The following is a 17,461-nucleotide window of genomic DNA, read 5'->3' as shown; positions in this document are numbered from 1 at the left end:
GTCTGTTGCCGCAGTTAGTCTACCAGGTTACCAGTAGCGCAGGTCCAACGTGAACGGAAACTCGAGGCTGCGCTGCGGCGTGTCGACCGCGAGCGGCCCCGGCGTATGGCCGGACGCGAAAAAGCGCGCGCGCCGCCGGCTTTCCGCCTCGTAGGCGTTGACCGGGAAGGTCTGATAGTTGCGCCCGCCCGGATGAGCGACATGATACTGGCATCCCCCGACCGAGCGGCCAGTCCATGTATCGACCAGATCGAAGGTGAGCGGCGCATCCACGCCGATGGTCGGATGCAGCGCCGACGGCTGCGACCAGGCGCGAAAGCGCACGCCGGCCACATATTCGCTGACGCGGCCCGTCGGCTGAAGCGGCACCGGCACACCGTTGACCGTCACCACATGACGGTTGTCATTCAAACCGAGCGCACGCACTTCGAGCCTTTCCACCGACGAATCCACGTAGCGCACCGTGCCGCCCGGCGAGCCTTCCTCGCCCATCACGTGCCAGGGTTCGAGCGCGTTGCGGATGGTCAGCGAAACGCCGTTCACCGTGGTCGCGCCGACCAGCGGGAAGCGGAATTCGAAGTGCGGCGCGAACCAGCTGCTCTCGAAGGCGAAGCCCGCCTGGTTGAGTTCGCCGAGCACATCGTCGAAATCCAGCTTCGCGAAGGTGCCGAGCAGGAAGCGGTCGTGCAGTTCCGTGCCCCAGCGCGTGAGCCGCTGCGTATACGGCGCGTGCCAGAAACGCGCCACCAGCGCGCGCAGCAGCAACTGCTGCACGAGACTCATGCGCGCATGCGGCGGCATTTCGAAACCGCGCAATTCGAGCAGGCCGAGGCGGCCAGTCGGACCATCGGGCGAATAGAGTTTGTCGATGCAAAACTCGGCACGGTGCGTATTGCCCGTCACGTCGATCAGGATGTTGCGCAACGAGCGGTCGATCATCCACGCCGGGAGGTTCGCGCTTTCGCGGCCGCCGAGCAGATCGATCTGCCGCTGCAACTCGCGAAACGCCACCTCCAATTCATACACCTGGTCGTTGCGCGCCTCGTCGACGCGCGGCGCCTGGCTCGTCGGGCCAATGAAGAGCCCGGAAAACAGATACGACAGCGACGGATGGTTGTGCCAATACGCGATCAGGCTCGCCAGCAGATCGGGACGCCGCAGGAAGGGACTATCCGCCGGCGTCGCGCCGCCGAGCACGAAGTGATTGCCGCCGCCGGTTCCGGTATGCCGGCCGTCGGTCATGAACTTCTCGCTGCTCAGATAGCTCTCGGCCGCGGATTGATACAGGTACTCCGTGTTGTCGACCAGTTGCGCCCAGCTCGAAGCCGGATGAATGTTCACCTCGATCACACCCGGGTCCGGCGTCACCTGCAGGACGTTCAGTCGTGGATCGCGCGGCGGCGGATAGCCTTCGAGCACCACCTGCATCCGCAATTCGGCGGCAGTCGCTTCAATGGCCGCGAGCAGATCGAGGTAGTCGTCGAGTTCGGTGAGCGGCGGCATGAACACATGCAGCAGCGAGCGGCCGCTGCCGAACGCCTGGGTTTCCGCCTTCGGACCGGCGGCCCGTTTCGGGTCGCGCGCTTCGACGCAGATCGCCGTACGCAGCGTTTCCTTCGACGACTGCCCGCGCGCCGGCGCCTGTTCATCGCCCGGTCGAGGCGCAAAGGCCAGCACGCCGCTGCCCGCCATGCCGCTCAGCAAATCCGCCGCTGACGACGACAACGCGGCCGCATGCCGCGCATCGGTGGTGCTCATGGTGCGGCGGGACTCGCCGTCGCCGTCGTATTGCATGCGCAATTGCGCGGCCGGGCGCAACGGCACCGGCGGCGCAAACGGATCGTGCGCATGCTGATACGGATAGTCGGTCTTCGACACCCACGGCAGCGAGTCGAGCGGCAAGCGATAACCCATCGGCGAATCGCCGGGAATCAGGAACATGCGTTTGTCGCGGAAAAACCAGCGGCCGCTGACCCACTTCGGCGCCTCGTTCGGCACGTCGCGTTCGCGCGCGAGCGGCAAGACATAACCGGTCGCGCCGCCCAGGCCCGCATCGAACACGCGCCGCAGACGCACGCGCTCCAGTTCGTCGTCAAGGCGCGCATCAAGCGGATCGACGTTGACCGGCAGGCGGCGCTCGCGCAACAGGTAGTACCAGACGTCTTCGAAGCCGGGCTGGATACAGTCCGTGTCGAGCGATAGCTTCGTCGCCAGATGAGAGAGGAAACGTTGCGCGTCGCCGGCCGTGTAGGTGCCCGGCTCGCGTTCGTCGGCGAAGAGCGTGGGATCGTGCCAGCACGGCTCGCCGTCGGCGCGCCAGTAAAGCGACATCGCCCAGCGCGGCAACTGCTCGCCGGGATACCACTTACCCTGGCCGATGTGCAGAAAGCCGCTCGCGCCGTAGCGCGAGCGCAGCTTGTCCATCAGCGCGACCGCGTAGCCGCGTTTGGTGGGACCGAGCGCGTCGGTGTTCCATTCGGCGGCGTCGCGATCGCGTACCGACACGAAGGTCGGCTCGCCGCCCATCGTCAGGCGCACGTCCATCTCGGTCAGGCGCTGGTCGACCTGCGCGCCCATTTTCAGCACGTCGCTCCACACCGCCTCGCTGAACGGCTTGGTGACGCGCGGCGTCTCTACCACCCGTTCAATCGACATGGTGTGCTCGAACTCGACTTCGGATTCGTCGACCGCGCCGGAGATCGGCGCCGCGCTGCCGGGTTCGGGTGTGCAGGCAACCGGAATATGACCCTCCCCGGCGAGCAAGCCGGAAGTCGGATCGAGGCCGATCCAGCCCGCGCCCGGCAGGTACACCTCGCACCAGGCGTGCAGGTCGGTGAAGTCGACTTCGGTGCCGCTCGGGCCGTCGATCGATTTGACATCGGGCGCGAGTTGCAGCAGATAGCCGGAGACAAAGCGCGCCGCCAGCCCCAGTTGCCGGAGCGTCTCGACCAGCAGCCAACCCGAATCGCGGCACGAGCCCGCGGCGCTCACCAGCGTTTCCTCGGGCGTCTGCACGCCTGGCTCCATACGGATCAGGTAGCGGATCTCGCGTTGCAGCCGCTGATTCAGTCCGACGAGGAAGTCGGCGGTGCCCATCGGCGTGCGGTCGATACTCGCAACGAACTCGGCAAAGCGCGGCGTCATTGAGCGTTTGACGCGGTACGGCGCGAGTTCCAGCGCAAGGCCGGGCGCATACTCGAACGGAAACTGTTCGGCCGACGGTTCGAGAAAGAAGTCGAACGGGTTATAGACCGCCATCTCGGCGACCAGATCCACGGTCACCTTGAATTCGCGCGTCTTCTCGGGAAACACCAGACGCGCCTGGTAATTGGCGAACGCGTCCTGCTGCCAGTTGATGAAGTGTTCGGCCGGTTCGACCCGCATCGAATAAGACAGAATCGGGGTCCGGCAATGCGGCGCAGGCCTGAGACGCACGACCTGGGGTGACAGCGCAACCAGCCTGTCGTAACGGTAATGTGTGACGTGATTCAACGCGACGCGTATGGACACACCGGACTCCTTGACAAAGGATGGCAGCCCGCCAAAAAAGCAAGCTTCATGCCGTTTATAGAACAAGCGCGAAAAACCGCGTGAACTGCCCGACCCGCCCGGATTACCGCCTGTTGCGAAGTTTGCCGCGTCTGCCGGCCGTCCGGTCGATCGATCAGCACGCCTTTCCACCGCCGTTTCGGCTGCCGCGCACCAAAGCGGCGCAGCGCCGATGCACGATCATGTACGTAATGTGCGTTAAACCAGTGACGTCTGGCAAATGCGGCATGAAGATTGCGCGTCAGCTTCGCTCCATGACTGCCCCCCACCACCCGGGTTCGATCGATGAAAACCTTCCACTGCAATCGTTGCGCGCACCTTGTGTTCTACGAGAACGTTCGATGTGAACGGTGCGAGTCTTTGCTCGGATATGTGCCCGAACTGGCCGAAATCAGCGCCTTCGAAGAAGCCGATAAAGGGCTCTGGCGCAGTCTGCATCCACGCGCCGAGGGCGCGCTGTTCCGGCAGTGCCACAACTACGCGGTCGAAAACGTCTGCAACTGGATGATCCCCGCCGACTCGCCCGACACGCTGTGCCGCGCCTGCCAGCTTACGCGCACGATTCCGAATCTGAGCATGCCTGACAACCGGCTCTACTGGTACCGGCTGGAGACGGCGAAGCGGCGTCTGCTGTACACGCTGGCCGCGCTCGGCCTCGACGTGCCGTCACGCCAGGCCGATCCCGAATCCGGCCTGGCCTTCGAATTCCTCGAGGACGGCGGCGACGGTTCATCGGTCATGACCGGCCACGATAACGGCCTCATCACGCTGAACATCGCCGAAGCCGAAGACGCCTACCGCGAAAAGGTGCGCAGCGCGATGGGCGAGCCCTACCGCACACTGCTCGGCCACTTCCGCCACGAGACGGGCCATTACTACTTCAACCAGTTGGTGGCGAACAATCGGCGCTGGCTCGGGCCCTACCGCAAGCTGTTCGGCGACGAGCGCGCCGACTACGGCGAGGCGCTGACGGCATACTACCGCGACGGGGCACCGAAGGACTGGCAGGCCTCGACGATCAGCGCCTATGCGACGATGCATCCCTGGGAGGATTGGGCAGAGACGTGGGCGCACTACATGCTGATCGTCGACGTGCTGGATACAGCGACCTCGTACGGCCTCGCCTTGTTGCCCGACGACCCGAGCGAGCCGACGCTGACCGACCGCACACCCGTGGAAGACGCGAGCTTCGAGAATCTGATGAAGCGCTGGTTTCCGCTCACGTATGCGTTGAACAGCCTGAACCGCAGTCTCGGCATGCCCGACGGCTATCCGTTCACGCTGGCCTCGCCGGTGGTGGACAAGCTGCGGTTCGTGCATCGGGTGATTGCGGCGGCTGCCGATAAAACACAGCTCCGCGAACCCACAAAAAAGCCCGCTGCCGAATAAACCGGCAACGGGCTTGCTTCCATCGGAGCCTAACCTGGCTATCGCTCAATACGCGACATAAGGCCCCGTACCGCCGGGCGTCGCCTGCTGCTCGACGGCGGCGTACACGTTACGGCCGTAGAAGAACGGCAGGCCCCAGTCAAAAATCGACGACGTCACAAAGGCCGGTCCCGCCAGCAACGGCAACGCCGCATCGCCGCTGTACGTCTGCGCAATCGTGTTGGCATTGCCAACGGTGAAGTTCACCGTGCTCGTCGTACCGTTCGCGCCCTGGATCATTGCACTCAACGACTGGGCCGACACCGGGCAGTAGTACGCGCTATTGGGGCTCGCGCATACCGGCAACGCACTGGTCTGGAAGAACAGGCCAGTCGAGCCGCTGTCCAGAATACTGCTCGAATACGTCGTGCCGTTCTGCACCGTGGTAAAGGTGCCATTCGACGGACTCACGCCGATCACCTGCGCGCTGCCTAGCGAATTGTTGCTCTGCGTGCCGATGCCGAACACCAGTTGCCCGCTGACCGACTGCGCGCCGCCCGACACCGTTGGCAGGCTCAGCATCGAACCGTTGTTGTCGGTAGCGAAGTACGGAATCGGATTGGCGACCTGCAGCGCCTCGGCGAGCGGAATCGACGTGCATGCCGTGCCGCTGCACCCGTAATACGTGCCGGCCACCGCCTTCTGCACACAGTTCGCGCCGCAGTCGTGCTTGAACACGCCGATGCCCAGAATGCCATTGGCCTGCAACGTGCCCGGCGTGTTGCGCGACGCGCCAAGGCTCGCGCAATCGGACGGCAGCGAAGCGTAGTTCGGGTCGATCACCTGAACCGGCAGCGAGGCCGCTTTTTCACCGGCGATCTGCACGTCGGCAAGCTTCACCGAACCCCACGTGTAGCCGTCGAAGAACTGCATGCATTCGGCAACCAGATTGCCCGAGCCGTCCTTCTGTTGCGGCAGCGCCATCGACGCGGGCAATTGCGAGGCGAACACACGCACGCCCCACGAACCGGTATCCACCAGGATGTGATCGATGGTTTGGCACTGGCTGGTGCCGGGCGCGCAAATCGTGATGCTGACGAACGGCATGTTCGGCACGTTGCTCACACCGGAGTCGACTGTCACGCGCACTGCGTTGGCAGCCACCACTTGCGGCGAAGGCGACGTATTGGTGACGGTGGGACCGGCCGAAACGCTCGTCGAGTTGCTGGAATTCGCGGAGGAGCCGGAACCGCTGGAACCGCCGCCCCCGCCGCCGCAGGCGCTGACGAGCACCGCGAGCAGCGCCGCCCCCAACAAGGTAACGAACGAAGACGTATGACGCATGATCCGCTCCGTTATTGAATGATGCCGACATCGACGCCCGCGGGCACCGCTTGCGGCAGATAGGCATGGCCGGCAAACGCGCGCAGATGCCCGCCGGAGAATACGACCAGATCGTTGTTGGACACCGCCAGCGGCGTGCCACGGCGCGTCGCGGTAGCGGCGACGTATTGGTCGAACGACGTGCCCAGCATGGATTTCAGATCCGGCAGCGTCGGGCCTTGCCACGCGACACCGAAGACGATGCCGTTGGGCGCGACGTACTCGCGCACCAGCGTGCCGGACGGCATCGTAATCAGGTGTACCGAATACGCGCTTTGCGTAGTGGACGTGTGAGCCACTGCGTGAAGGCGCGTCAGATCGCTGTCGACAGTGCTGGCGTTCTGGCCGAGCGTGGCATGCGCGGCAAACGACAGCGCGCAACTGGCCCCTAGCATTGCGCGAGCAATGCTTGTAGAGAGCATCGGTTTCAAAAGATTTCCTTCGCGGTGAAACGCTCGTGACCGGCGCGTAGGCCGATCACGAACGGGAATTCAGGTGGGCACTCCAGACCGGCGGTGCCGGTATTGCATTCACACCGGTTGGGTTGTGTGAATGCGTCTACGGAGTGGCGGCGCGAAACTTTAGCCATCGCGAAGGGGTATGGCAATCGTTTGCGGGCCGATTTAAACCCTACGCGGGTGCTGCGCCGTTCGAACCCGTTTGATATTTGAGGACAGGATCACCAAGGGACGGCGCTTCGACGCAGATTTTTCCGATATGGCCTGTTTAAAGCGAACACACACATGAAATAACGGGGCCACAGCAGAAAAATATCAATGCGTGCGGCATGTGGCAGTCAATGTAAGCGCACGCTGAATAACTCGTGTGCATGGGCCTATTTCTTCTGATTATTGCGGCGCGGCCAGACTGCTTTTGTGTGAAGATAAAATCACGCGATGAGCACGATTCGAGGCGAAAAAAAATGCCGCGGATAACTTGGTCGTCATCCGCGGCACCGGGTGTTTCATCCCAACTTTCCTGCTAATTCATTGCGACTTCTGCGAGCCGCGCCAAATCCGGATTCTCGATCGAGCGATTCGACGCGGTTGCGTCCGTTACTTTTTCTGCTGCTGCAAGAGCGATTTGAGTTCCTGCACATTTTCTTCTACGCGTTTTGCGATCACCGCGTACGACTCAGCCTGCGTTTGATATGCGGCTTGCGCCAACTGCTGCATATCCGCTAGCGACTTATGCAGGCTTTGCTGAATCAGTTCGGCGGCCTTCGCTGGAGGCGCGGCGCCGCCGGCCGACAACTGCCCCGTGAGCGACTGCAATTCGCCCAGCGTGGTGCGCAGCATCTCGGTTTGTTTTTGCGCGAGCGACTGCATGCCCTGGAATGCCGTCTGATTCGCCTGAGCCAGTGCTTCCATGTCCTTGCGTCGCGCTTCCATGATGGCGGGCACGTCGAAGCCGGGAAGCTTGAACTGCTCCAGCATTTTGGTGAAATCGCCAAACGGATTGGCGGCGTCAGGTCGGTCCATGCGAAATCCTCCTTAACGATTGAATACTCGCCCGCGGTGCATCGCCGCAATGGGTTTCTCCGACAGATACACCCGTGGCGTCGTGTGCGCCGCACCGCCCGCAAAGGCTTGCTGCATCTGGGGTCGGACGGCACATTGCTGCAATCATGCGCTATCCGCCAACATTGCGCCAGCGGGCACACCCTGGCGCACGATGCAAAATCAACTGGAAACGTTTCCGCAAAAAAGCAGCGCGGCCGTTCGGTGCGCTACGTTCGCTTTCGCACATAGCAGCCTGTCTGCCCACTTTTCATCTTCCTTCAGTTGATTAGGATGAGAGCACCGCATCGCTAGTGCCTGGTGAATAATGCGCTATCCGCTGAATATGGCCGTCGCCGCCGCGCTACTCGTCTTCGTTCTTTTCTGCATCATCAAGCTCGCCTTGACCTGATGCGCTCACCGTCGCTTTCATCCCACGCCGAACCACGCCCCGCGACTGCATGTTTCGCCGTGACATAGCGCGAAATAATTGTTGAATGGAGTTTGGGAAGTGACTCACCCATACTTCGTTTCGCTGCCGGTGCGTAAGAAAAAAGACGCATGAGATCAAGGGTGTTTTATGTGCGAATGCGATCCCGATGATCAACGATCCCACGGTTGCCCGATCATCGGAATGTGCATTCGACCATCACGGCACCGCGTGCCGACGACAGGATGAACATGTTGACTTCAGTGAGTTTCCTCAAAAAGAATGCCGCTCGATTTGCATGCGTCGCAATGGTCTGCTGCGGCACGCTCCTGACCGGCTGCGCCGGCGGCAGCATCAACAACGCGACCCAGACCAGCGCAGAGCCGCAAGTGCGCCCGGACAACATTTATGTCTACACCTTCGACAGCAATCCGGATCAGGTGAAACTGGACAACGGCGGCATGCTGCAGAAATTGAAATCGCACCTCGACGGCTCGTCCGCCGCCGATAAGCAATCAGCCGATGCGATCGCCGTACGTGAGCAGGTCGCCAACGAAATCGTGCATCAATTGCAATCGATGGGGTTGCGCGCAATTCGCTCCGACATCCCCGCCCCCGCCGATCAGAACGTGCTGCTCGTGCAAGGCAGCTTCGACACGATCGACGCGGGCAATCGCCGCCGCCGCGTGCTGATCGGCCTGGGCGCAGGCAAGAGCGAGGTGAGCAGCTCCGTGCAGATTCTGTACAAACCGGCGGGCGGCACCGCGCGCCTGGTGCAAAGTTTCAATGCCACCGGCGACAGCGGCAAGGCCCCCGGCATGGCCGAAACAGCCGGCGTGGGCGCCGCAGCCGGGAGCATTGCGACCTCCGCGGCCGTGGGCGGCGGCTTGCACGCCGTATCCGAAACCAGGAAGGCCGGTGTTTCAGCGGATGCGAAGCGTCTCGCCGACGCGGTGGCGAAACAGGTGGCGCAGATCGGCGTAAGCGGGGGCTGGCTCTCGACGGAGCACATCAAAGGATAAGCACCCCGCAGCAGGCTTGACCAGCGTCACTTCGAGCGTCACACCGCTGCTGCGGAGGTTCGACGTAATCTGTCCGTCACTTTCCAGCAATATGGCGATGTAATGATGATGCCTCGTAGCCGCCCCAGCGGCTCGAGCACTTGCAGCCGGATGCGCTGTAGTCCGACACCACCGGAGCGGGCACGAATCGATTCAAATCTTGCATCGAACCACGATGCCGGGTTTAGACCTTCGCGGGACGCCCCGTCTTCACCGTCTCGAGCGACGACACCGCGGCAAGCAGGCGCTGCGGCGCTGCCGACTCCAGCATCATCAACCCTGCTCGCAACAGCTCGCTCTTCTTGACCGACACGCCGGCGTCGAGGCACTTCTGCTTGAGAGACGCAATCTTGTCGTAATCCGATTTCGGCATCGTGAAGCTGTCGCGCACGACTTTTTCTTTCTTCGGCTGCTTGGTTTTTTTTGCTTCAGATGCGCTGACCGGCGCGGCTTCCGCAGTTGCGGCACGCTTCGCTTTGGTTGCCTTCCTAGCCGCAGGCACTGCTTCCGTGGTTGCCGGGCGCTTCGCTTTGGCCGCTTTCTTAACGGCGGGCTTCGAATCCGCAGCTGCCGAGCGCTTCGCTTTGGCTGCTTTCTTAGCGACAGGCTTTGCTTCAACCGTTGCCGAGCGCTTCGCCTTTTTGGCCGCTTTCTTGACTACAGGCGCCGCTTGCGCCGGCTGTTCCAGCGCGACTGCCGGCTCCGCGCCATTGACCGCGTGCTTGGGCGAGCTCTTAGGGAAATGGAATGCCTTCTTGGTGTGCTCTTTAGTGACGGGTGCTGCCATGTGCTTCTCCGCGTTAATAACTGTATAAACAGTATATACCGTTTATACATGTCCAGAAGAAGGCTTTGTCAGGTTGATGATAAGGCGGCGGTAAATGAGGCGATGAAGAAAACGAAAGCGCTGAAATCGCTTTATCACGGTCACCGCTTCCATGCGGTCGTCATCAGTTTGGCGGTTCGCTGGTATTTCCGGTTCAGCCTGAACCTGCGCGACATTGAGGAGTTGTTGCTCGAGAGTGGTGGCGTGGTCTCATACGCCCCGAAGGAAGTCCCCTTGGGGGACGAAACGATCCGTTGCCGGTGCGACAAATTCGGCGCTGGATTCGTCGAAAAAGTTATCTGATAAGGATAACTACGCTTTCTCTCTACACAGACAGCCTACGCACGCCAACTTGACAAAGCACCGCGCATGCGTTTCGGCTAGTCACAAACGGAACTAAATGCGCAACCTTGATTGCGAACTGGACGCCAGCGCCAACGGCGCGTGGCTTTAGCAAGAACATCAATCGGTGCGTATTTGAGCTGGAACCCGCGGGTCTCGCGCCGGCGCAGGGCAGCTCAAAGTGAACGAAGACCTGCCTCTATGCTTGCCCTGCCTCATGCCAATCATCAATGGCGGCCCGGGATTTGTGCTCAAGTGCGCTGATTGCCATCAAAGGATCAATCTTGGCCCTGGGAATAGTTAGTTCGATGCCTGCGGGCGCGCCTTTCTTCGCATCGCCATCGGTACGTTCAATAAGGGCATGACATACCCACTGAACGCCAAGCTCATCAGCCACAGCATCGGCAGTCACCCGAAAGCCACGATGTTCGAAAGCCATAAACTCTCCTAAACGTTATGAAATATTGGCCCTTAGACGGTTGTTCCGCCAAGGACCATGAAAAACCTGACACGGATGCGCAACGCCCTGCAGTGAAGCTACCCGTTCGCATTCTTCGGCCAGATGTTCATCATCGTTCTGAATGGCACGCTCGGCTGTAATGCGAAACGCCAAAGTCAACCTGATGCGACGCACGTCAGTTGAGAGAGCAATGTCGCAGGGGTTGATGGCCGCGAGAGGGCGTTGACACCGCAAATTAGGCGCCGGTCCTGCTCTGAAGCAAGCCTCCAACTGACGGGGTTAGCTGTCGAGCGCTTCGCAGCAGTCGATCCGTGCGCGACTCCATTTGGGCAACTCTCAAGGCCCTTCCGCCCTGCTGCTAGCGCGAATGCAGGAGTACGGCGGGGACCGGATGAGGAATCCAGTGTCGCACCAGCCAGTGCTACGCCCCGTCGCGACTCGTATTGTCGGGGATCCTGCGCGTGCCGTCACGTGCCATTCAAACAAATAGTCTTCTTCATGAATGGAAATAATCAGATGCTGTCAGCACGGCATGAGAGGGGTCGGCACCTATTTTTGGGGAGGCGAGTTGTTGGGCGTTCCGTTGTAAGGCAAGTCTCGCGGGACTCAAGGTGACGGCGGTCGCCGGCATGCCCCTGATCGATGACATGCTCGTCGGTTACGAGCATGAACAGGCTGCCCGCTGCGCGCGCTGTCAGCGGGTGGGAGGCTTTCGATGCTTTGGCGAACGGCCTTGCGAGTGTTCTCGAGGCCGAACTTTTCCACCGACCGCGGCGCGAGCTGATGCGTGCTATGGCCGCCGGAGCAGGCAAGAATTTCCGGACCGACAACGTCGGTATGACTATGGTTGTACGGCATATAGTCATTCGCCCAGGTTATACCCGGAAACACTATCCTGGGCCCTTAAGGACGTGTTAAAAGGAGCCGATATCCCGGAAGCGCGCCTGGAAGTCCGGTCCGGAGATTGGAGAATCCCACGCGGTCTGTCGCACGGAATTCCGAGGTGAAAGTATGGAAAAAAAAGTGCTCGTCGCGGTAGCCGCTGCGCTTATGTCTTCTGTGGGCGCGCTGCATCCCGGATCCGCCCGTGCCGCTGATGCTGAAGCCTCGGCCTTCGAAGACTCGACCGTCGACGCATCTCTCGATCCCGGCGAAAAACGCGTCTCCGCCGAAGCCGACATTCAGGCGCGCCTTGCAGACCTGCGCTATGCGTATTTCATCGGCTATAACGCGCGCGCCAGGGAAGACTCGAAATCCTATGCGACCTTGGGCGACGAGGTGAAGCATCGGCAAAAGCAGCTTGCTGCGCCGGCCATGCCCGCATCGCCGAAGCCGGTTGCCGAGCGGGTGGCACCCCCAAGGCGGGTTGTAGCGCAAGCCGTGTCGCTGAGGCATGTAACCGCGCCGGTCACATCGCCGAAACGGGATGCTGCTGCGCGAGCTACGCCGTCCAGGCTGGTCGTCGCGCAGGCCGAGCCTGTGCCGGTGAAGCACGGTCCCGCGCAGGCCGAGCCTGTGCAGCTGAAGCACGGTCCCGCGCAGGCCGAGTCTGTGCAGCTGAAGCACGGTCCCGCGCAAGTCGCGTCTGCGCCGCCGAGGCGGGTCTATGCACCGGTCGCGTCGTTGAAGCAGGCCTCAGTGCGGGTTACGCCGCCTGAGCGGGCTGAAATGCAACCTGTGCCTCTGAAGCAGGTTTCTACGCGGACTACGTCGCCGAAGCTGTTTGCCACCGAGTCCGAGCCTCCGATACTGATTCCGACGCAAGCCGTGACGGCATTGCCGGAAGCAAAATCGGACAATGATGACGACGCGCAGGTGACGCAGAGGCGCGATTTCCAGAACGCTCAGCGGGCGGTGCCGCGATATCGGCAGGCCGATGAGGAACCGCAATACGCCGTGGAGCAAGGAACTCAAGCGGCTCTACCGTCTCAAGCGGCGCACAACCGGCAACCTCGGCAATATCAGAACCAGCAGCCCCAGCAATACGCGGCGGCGCCGGCCTATAACCAGATGTCAACAGAGTCTCAGGAGTCAGGTGGGTACGCCTGGCGGGAATACGCGCCGCCGCCTCGAACCGTTCAGGCTTACCAGTACGCGCCAGCTCCGTATCCGCCCGCCCGGTACCAGCCGGCTGACGCGCAGTCCGCCTACGTACCTCGGCCGCCCGCTCAAGCGGCGGCGCCGCAGGTCATCATAGTGGGCCGCCCGCCTGCCTATCCGGCATATAACGAGATGTACACGCCACCTGAACTGCGGCGGCCGTACCCCGCCGGTTACGGCAATTCGGCACAGCCTGTCGGATATCAGGGATGGGAGTAGGCGCACTCGCTCGGGTAAAGACATGCTTGTTTTCTCGACTGTCAGCGCGTTCGAGGCATAACTTCCAGATCTCGCTTAGTTCTCCGTCGGATCGGACGCCCAACGCAGCCTTTGCGACATCCCAAGGGACCGGTTCCCCGCGCGGGTCCTTTGGAGGATCGGGCGCGCCTGAAACCCTCACCTTTGACAAAGCTTCCATTGCGCGCGCTGTCACCTTTTCGTTTGACATCAGAAGTCTTGCCAGGGTCATACGCGGATGTTCGCGCCCAGACGAACGGCGCACGATATCAACCAGTGCCTGCACGCTGCGCTCCTCATTCGCGTACACGCTTCATTCGATCAGGCAGATACCGGTACCCACGGCGTCGTGGCGAGCTTTACATCGGCCACCCGAATTCCGATCAGTTCTGACACTCGGGCGCCAGTGTTGTAAAGCAGCGTGAGCAATACTCGATCGCACCGTCCGAGCCACGCACCCGAATCGGGTGCACCCAACAAGGCGTGAACTTCCTCGCGGGAGAGATCCCAGAAGCGGTCTCTCGAAACGTTTCGCTGGGATCGTGAGGTTGCACCGTACGGAATGGCGGATCTGACGTTACGTCACGTTACGTTACGCGCGCGTTGGATCGCAGCGTGTTCTACGACACGTTGATACCCGTGGTTCTCCGACAAGTCTCGGGAATTTGCCCACTGCCCCGCCTGAGCTGAGTTAGCGGAGATGTGGAGACGACTTTTTACGAATGGCGTAAAGCTTGCTTCTCGTTCTGTCGGTGGCCGGAAATTCAGGGGGCGAGATGAATCGCGTCTTCAACACGACGACGATTGTGTCGCGCAGGTGTCTGGTTTTACTGAAGGTCGTCAAAGCATGCCCAATGCAGCAACGGTTCGATGACGGAGTGCTGTTCTGCGCGGGTCCGGAATCAACGATTGTTGAATTTCGTATGCTCGATTCCAGCAGTCAATACTGGTCGGGCGCGTCGGGAAATACGCTATGTTCAAAAGACCTAATCCAGTCTTCGTGGTGAGCCTGCTTATACCGATCGTAATATTCGGCAAGGTATCTGTCGCATTGGCGCAGTCCGCAAGGCAGCTTGTCACGCAGGTCGTCGACGAGAGCAAGACGGTGGAGTTGCCAGGCAATACTCGTCCGGAGTTGAATGCTCTCAATGAGGGCGGCCGGGTGGACGACACGCTAGTGCTTTACCATGTTCAGCTTCTTCTGAAGAGGCCGGCAGAGAGGGACGCAGATCTCGCCAGATTCATTACAAGTATTCACGATCCAAAATCCGCACATTTCCATCAATGGCTCACCGCGGCACAGTTCCGCTCGGAGTTCGGCCCGGCGGACGCGGATGTCAACGCGGTCAGCGATTGGCTTTCCCGGCACGGACTAACGGTAAACGGCGTTGAGTCAGGCGGGATGGTGATCGATTTCTCGGGAACAGCGGGGCAGATCCGCGACGCGTTTCGGACCGAAATCCATCATATTGTGTCAAATGGAGTGACGCATATAGCAAACGTAAGCAATCCACGGATCCCGGTTGCGCTTGCGGACGCCGTACGCGGGATAGTATCGCTGAGCGATTTCAAGCCGCATACAAATTTCATCCCGCGCTCCGATTACACCTACACCAGCGGCAACGCAACGCGCCATGCGGTTGTGCCGGCCGATCTCGCGACCATCTACAATGTGAATCCGCTGTTTCGTTCAGGCGTCTCTGGCCAAGGGCAGACGATTGTCGTCATAGAGAATACAAACGTTTACAACACAGCTGACTGGACCACATTCCGCTCGACCTTCGGTTTATCTGGCTATACAAGCGGTTCATTCACGCAGGTTCACCCGGCAGCCGCGAGCAGTGCTAACAATTGTTCTAATCCCGGTGTCGTCGCAGCTAGCGAAAGAGAAGCCGTGCTCGATGCAGAATGGGCGAGCGCCGCCGCCCCTGGCGCATCCATCGTACTGGCGTCCTGTGGCGATACCAGCACGACTTTTGGCGGTCTGATCGCACTGCAGAACGTGGTGAACGGTATCAACCCGCCTGCGATCATCAGCGTTAGCTACGGGGAGTGCGAGGCGAAAAACGGGGCTGCGGCCAATGCGGCGTACGCGACCATTTATCAGCAGGCAGCCGCACTCGGCATCTCTGTCTTTGTCGCAGCAGGTGATCAGGGCGCTACGAGCTGTGACGCAGGGCAGTCAATTTCGACACATGGAATCGGCGTCAGCGGCCTTGCCTCGACACCCTACAATGTTGCTGTGGGGGGTACGGATTTCGGCGATGCCTCGGCAGGCGTCACCGGTTCCTATTGGAATTCAGGCAATACGTCGACCTATGGTTCCGCGATATCTTATATTCCTGAAATCCCGTGGAACAATTCGTGCGCCAGCGTGCTGATTGCCAAGGCCTACGGCTATAGCACGACTTATGGCGCAAACGGGTTTTGCAACGGCCCAACGGGCAAGGCCGCGTTTTTGACGATATCCGCCGGCAGCGGCGGACCGAGCGGTTGTGCCACAGGAAGTCCATCACTAGGCGGGGTGGTCAGCGGAACATGTAAGGGATACGCCAAGCCGGCCTGGCAGCCGCTGGCAACGGGCAATCCGCCCGATGGGGTACGTGATATTCCCGATGTCTCTCTGTTTGCGGCCAGCGGCGTTTGGGGCCATTACTACGTTGTCTGCGACACCGACACGTCCAACGGCGGTGTCGCCTGTACAGGCGCGCCAAGCGGATGGTCCGGCGGTGGCGGGACATCGTTTTCCGCGCCGATCTGGGCCGGTTTTCAGGCCCTGGTGAACCAGTACACCGGCGAAGCCCGCCAAGGCAATCCAAGCCCCGTCTATTACGAGCTGGCCGCGGTTCAGAATGTCCTGCTGGGTAGCAGTGTCTGCAATTCGAGTCTTGGCAATCGCGACGCCAGCAACTGCATCTTTTATAACGTCACCTCTGGCGACATGGACGTGAATTGCTCAGGTTCGAACAATTGCTTTCTCCCGAGTGGCACCTACGGTGTGCTCTCAACGAGTGGTACCAGCTACGCAAAAGCCTATGGCGCCAGCACCGGCTGGAATTTTGCCACGGGTATCGGGACGGTCAACGTCAGTAACCTTGCAATCAACTGGCTCAATGTGAACTACCTGGTCAGCCAGGTGCTGCATTTGACGGCTATCCCATGACAGGTGATTGATTCGATCGCTATTTTGACCGGTCCAATGAGCCTATTTGCACCAGAACCACGGAAAATGATATCGACGCTTTTTCAGGTTGCCGACTTCCTTACGAGTCACAACACGTGCCACTGTCTGGCCTCGCAATTGCCCACCGAACCCAGCATCATAAATTCGTTGCGGTGGGCACACTGACCTCCCCTAACCCAACGCGGACTAAATAGTCTCATTAATAGTGTCGTAAATCTCAGTAATAGTGGCGCGAATCCCACTATTACTGTCGTCCGAAGGCCGCTGGGCGCGTCCAACGCGAACCTCATGCGCGCACCTGTACCGGACACCATCCCACAATCCGTACAGGTACTGTACCGGCATGGTTCGCTAGAATGCTCCCAAGGTCCTACCGACCGCCACCGGAGCCACCTATGTCTTACCTCAGCCTCAGTGCGCTGCCCGCCGGCATTCTGTTCGCGCTCGTCACGACGATCACGCCCGGTCCGAACAACACGATGTTGCTGGCCTCGGGCGTCAACTTCGGCTTTCGCCGTACGCTGCCCCATGTTTCCGGCATCAGCGCCGGGGTCGTCCTGTTGATGCTGTCGGTGGGGATTGGCCTGGGCGAAGCCTTCGTGCACTTTCCCGTGCTGTACACGGTGCTCGAAGTCGCGAGCGTCGCGTATCTGCTGTATCTCGCGTGGAAAATCGGCACCTCGGGCGAACTGAAGGTCAGGAAAGGCGATCGCCGGCCCATGAAGTTTCATGAAGCCATCGCGTTTCAGTGGATCAATCCGAAAGCGTGGATGATGGTGCTGACCGCCGCCACGACGATCCACCTGAGCGAGAGCACCAGCATGAACGCCATCGCAATGGCGGTAGTCTTTTACGTGATCGGTTTTCCGTGCATCTGCCTGTGGGCCGGTTTCGGCACCGCGATGCGGCGCGTGCTGTCGGACCCGAAGCGGCTGCGCATTTTCAATGTGGCGATGGCGCTGCTGCTGGTGCTTTCGCTGTATCCGATCGCACTAAAGCTGCTCGGCCAAGCCGTTTGACAT

At 60.8% G+C, this 17,461-nt stretch carries 12 protein-coding genes and 1 pseudogene; 6 read left to right on the top strand and 7 right to left on the bottom strand.

The annotated features are described in order from the left end of the window. Positions 1-27 precede the first annotated feature (27 nt). Positions 28-3,510: a DUF2126 domain-containing protein gene (locus P3T22_RS06160; protein ID WP_429324522.1), complete on the bottom strand. Its 3,483-nt coding sequence runs from the start codon at positions 3,508-3,510 to the stop codon at positions 28-30. Positions 3,511-3,834: 324 nt separating this feature from the next. Between P3T22_RS06160 and P3T22_RS06155 the strand changes: the two genes are divergently transcribed. Continuing rightward, on the top strand, positions 3,835-4,938 hold the full coding sequence (locus tag P3T22_RS06155; protein WP_429324521.1) for a zinc-binding metallopeptidase family protein: 1,104 nt from the start codon (positions 3,835-3,837) through the stop codon (positions 4,936-4,938). Between the two features lie 45 nt (positions 4,939-4,983). Here P3T22_RS06155 and P3T22_RS06150 read toward each other — a convergent pair whose 3' ends face one another. The 3 genes from P3T22_RS06150 to phaP all read right to left on the bottom strand — a co-directional run bounded on the left by P3T22_RS06150 (position 4,984) and on the right by phaP (position 7,781). Then, entirely contained in the window at positions 4,984-6,261 is a 1,278-nt protein-coding gene (locus P3T22_RS06150; RefSeq protein ID WP_063499950.1) for a DUF3443 domain-containing protein, read from the bottom strand. Positions 6,262-6,272: 11 nt separating this feature from the next. Continuing rightward, positions 6,273-6,722, bottom strand: a complete 450-nt coding sequence (locus P3T22_RS06145) for a DUF2844 domain-containing protein (RefSeq protein ID WP_429324689.1) — start codon at positions 6,720-6,722, stop codon at positions 6,273-6,275. A 633-nt stretch (positions 6,723-7,355) separates the two neighbouring features. Beyond that, positions 7,356-7,781, bottom strand: coding sequence for a phasin family protein (phaP, locus tag P3T22_RS06140; RefSeq protein ID WP_063499952.1), 426 nt, complete (start codon positions 7,779-7,781; stop codon positions 7,356-7,358). A gap of 699 nt (positions 7,782-8,480) precedes the next feature. On the opposite strand from phaP, the gene P3T22_RS06135 reads away from it, so the two are divergent. Then, positions 8,481-9,251 (top strand): DUF4410 domain-containing protein, encoded by a 771-nt coding sequence (locus P3T22_RS06135; protein ID WP_429324520.1) that lies wholly within the window; start codon positions 8,481-8,483, stop codon positions 9,249-9,251. A 223-nt stretch (positions 9,252-9,474) separates the two neighbouring features. Here the strand turns inward: P3T22_RS06135 and P3T22_RS06130 are convergent, their stop codons facing one another. Further along, positions 9,475-10,077: a hypothetical protein gene (locus P3T22_RS06130; RefSeq protein ID WP_429324519.1), complete on the bottom strand. Its 603-nt coding sequence runs from the start codon at positions 10,075-10,077 to the stop codon at positions 9,475-9,477. Between the two features lie 102 nt (positions 10,078-10,179). Between P3T22_RS06130 and P3T22_RS06125 the strand changes: the two are divergent. Beyond that, positions 10,180-10,410: pseudogene (locus P3T22_RS06125) on the top strand (hypothetical protein); the annotation flags it as partial. A gap of 247 nt (positions 10,411-10,657) precedes the next feature. Here P3T22_RS06125 and P3T22_RS06120 read toward each other — a convergent pair. After that, positions 10,658-10,897, bottom strand: a complete 240-nt coding sequence (locus tag P3T22_RS06120) for a hypothetical protein (RefSeq protein WP_063499955.1) — start codon at positions 10,895-10,897, stop codon at positions 10,658-10,660. Positions 10,898-11,929: 1,032 nt separating this feature from the next. Between P3T22_RS06120 and P3T22_RS06115 the strand changes: the two genes are divergently transcribed. Next, the gene (locus tag P3T22_RS06115) at positions 11,930-13,237 is read left to right on the top strand and encodes a hypothetical protein (protein WP_429324518.1); all 1,308 of its coding nucleotides are present in this window, start codon (positions 11,930-11,932) and stop codon (positions 13,235-13,237) included. Between the two features lie 339 nt (positions 13,238-13,576). Here P3T22_RS06115 and P3T22_RS06110 read toward each other — a convergent pair whose 3' ends face one another. Beyond that, positions 13,577-13,732, bottom strand: coding sequence for a hypothetical protein (locus P3T22_RS06110; protein ID WP_429324688.1), 156 nt, complete (start codon positions 13,730-13,732; stop codon positions 13,577-13,579). 496 nt (positions 13,733-14,228) lie between these two features. On the opposite strand from P3T22_RS06110, the gene P3T22_RS06105 reads away from it, so the two are divergent. Both P3T22_RS06105 and P3T22_RS06100 read left to right on the top strand, forming a co-directional pair. Further along, positions 14,229-16,418: a S53 family peptidase gene (locus P3T22_RS06105; RefSeq protein WP_429324517.1), complete on the top strand. Its 2,190-nt coding sequence runs from the start codon at positions 14,229-14,231 to the stop codon at positions 16,416-16,418. Positions 16,419-16,834: 416 nt separating this feature from the next. Further along, on the top strand, positions 16,835-17,458 hold the full coding sequence (locus P3T22_RS06100) for a LysE family translocator (RefSeq protein WP_063499958.1): 624 nt from the start codon (positions 16,835-16,837) through the stop codon (positions 17,456-17,458). Positions 17,459-17,461 lie beyond the last annotated feature (3 nt).

It is taken from the genome of Paraburkholderia sp. GAS348 (assembly GCF_050434205.1).
Taxonomy (GTDB): Bacteria; Pseudomonadota; Gammaproteobacteria; order Burkholderiales; family Burkholderiaceae; genus Paraburkholderia.
The sequence above is the reverse complement of the archived record's forward strand: the minus strand, read 5'-3'. Positions and strand labels throughout refer to the sequence as shown.

What these genes read in the sequence shown, in the direction of transcription:
- P3T22_RS06155 (WP_429324521.1), top strand. Translation starts at nt 3,835, where the DNA reads ATGAAAACCTTCCACTGCAATCGTTGCGCGCACCTTGTGTTCTACGAG.
- P3T22_RS06105 (WP_429324517.1), top strand. Translation starts at nt 14,229, where the DNA reads ATGTTCAAAAGACCTAATCCAGTCTTCGTGGTGAGCCTGCTTATACCG.
- P3T22_RS06100 (WP_063499958.1), top strand. Translation starts at nt 16,835, where the DNA reads ATGTCTTACCTCAGCCTCAGTGCGCTGCCCGCCGGCATTCTGTTCGCG.
- P3T22_RS06150 (WP_063499950.1), bottom strand. Translation starts at nt 6,261, where the DNA reads ATGCGTCATACGTCTTCGTTCGTTACCTTGTTGGGGGCGGCGCTGCTC.
- P3T22_RS06120 (WP_063499955.1), bottom strand. Translation starts at nt 10,897, where the DNA reads ATGGCTTTCGAACATCGTGGCTTTCGGGTGACTGCCGATGCTGTGGCT.
- P3T22_RS06145 (WP_429324689.1), bottom strand. Translation starts at nt 6,722, where the DNA reads ATGCTCTCTACAAGCATTGCTCGCGCAATGCTAGGGGCCAGTTGCGCG.
- phaP (WP_063499952.1), bottom strand. Translation starts at nt 7,781, where the DNA reads ATGGACCGACCTGACGCCGCCAATCCGTTTGGCGATTTCACCAAAATG.
- P3T22_RS06135 (WP_429324520.1), top strand. Translation starts at nt 8,481, where the DNA reads ATGTTGACTTCAGTGAGTTTCCTCAAAAAGAATGCCGCTCGATTTGCA.
- P3T22_RS06130 (WP_429324519.1), bottom strand. Translation starts at nt 10,077, where the DNA reads ATGGCAGCACCCGTCACTAAAGAGCACACCAAGAAGGCATTCCATTTC.
- P3T22_RS06115 (WP_429324518.1), top strand. Translation starts at nt 11,930, where the DNA reads ATGGAAAAAAAAGTGCTCGTCGCGGTAGCCGCTGCGCTTATGTCTTCT.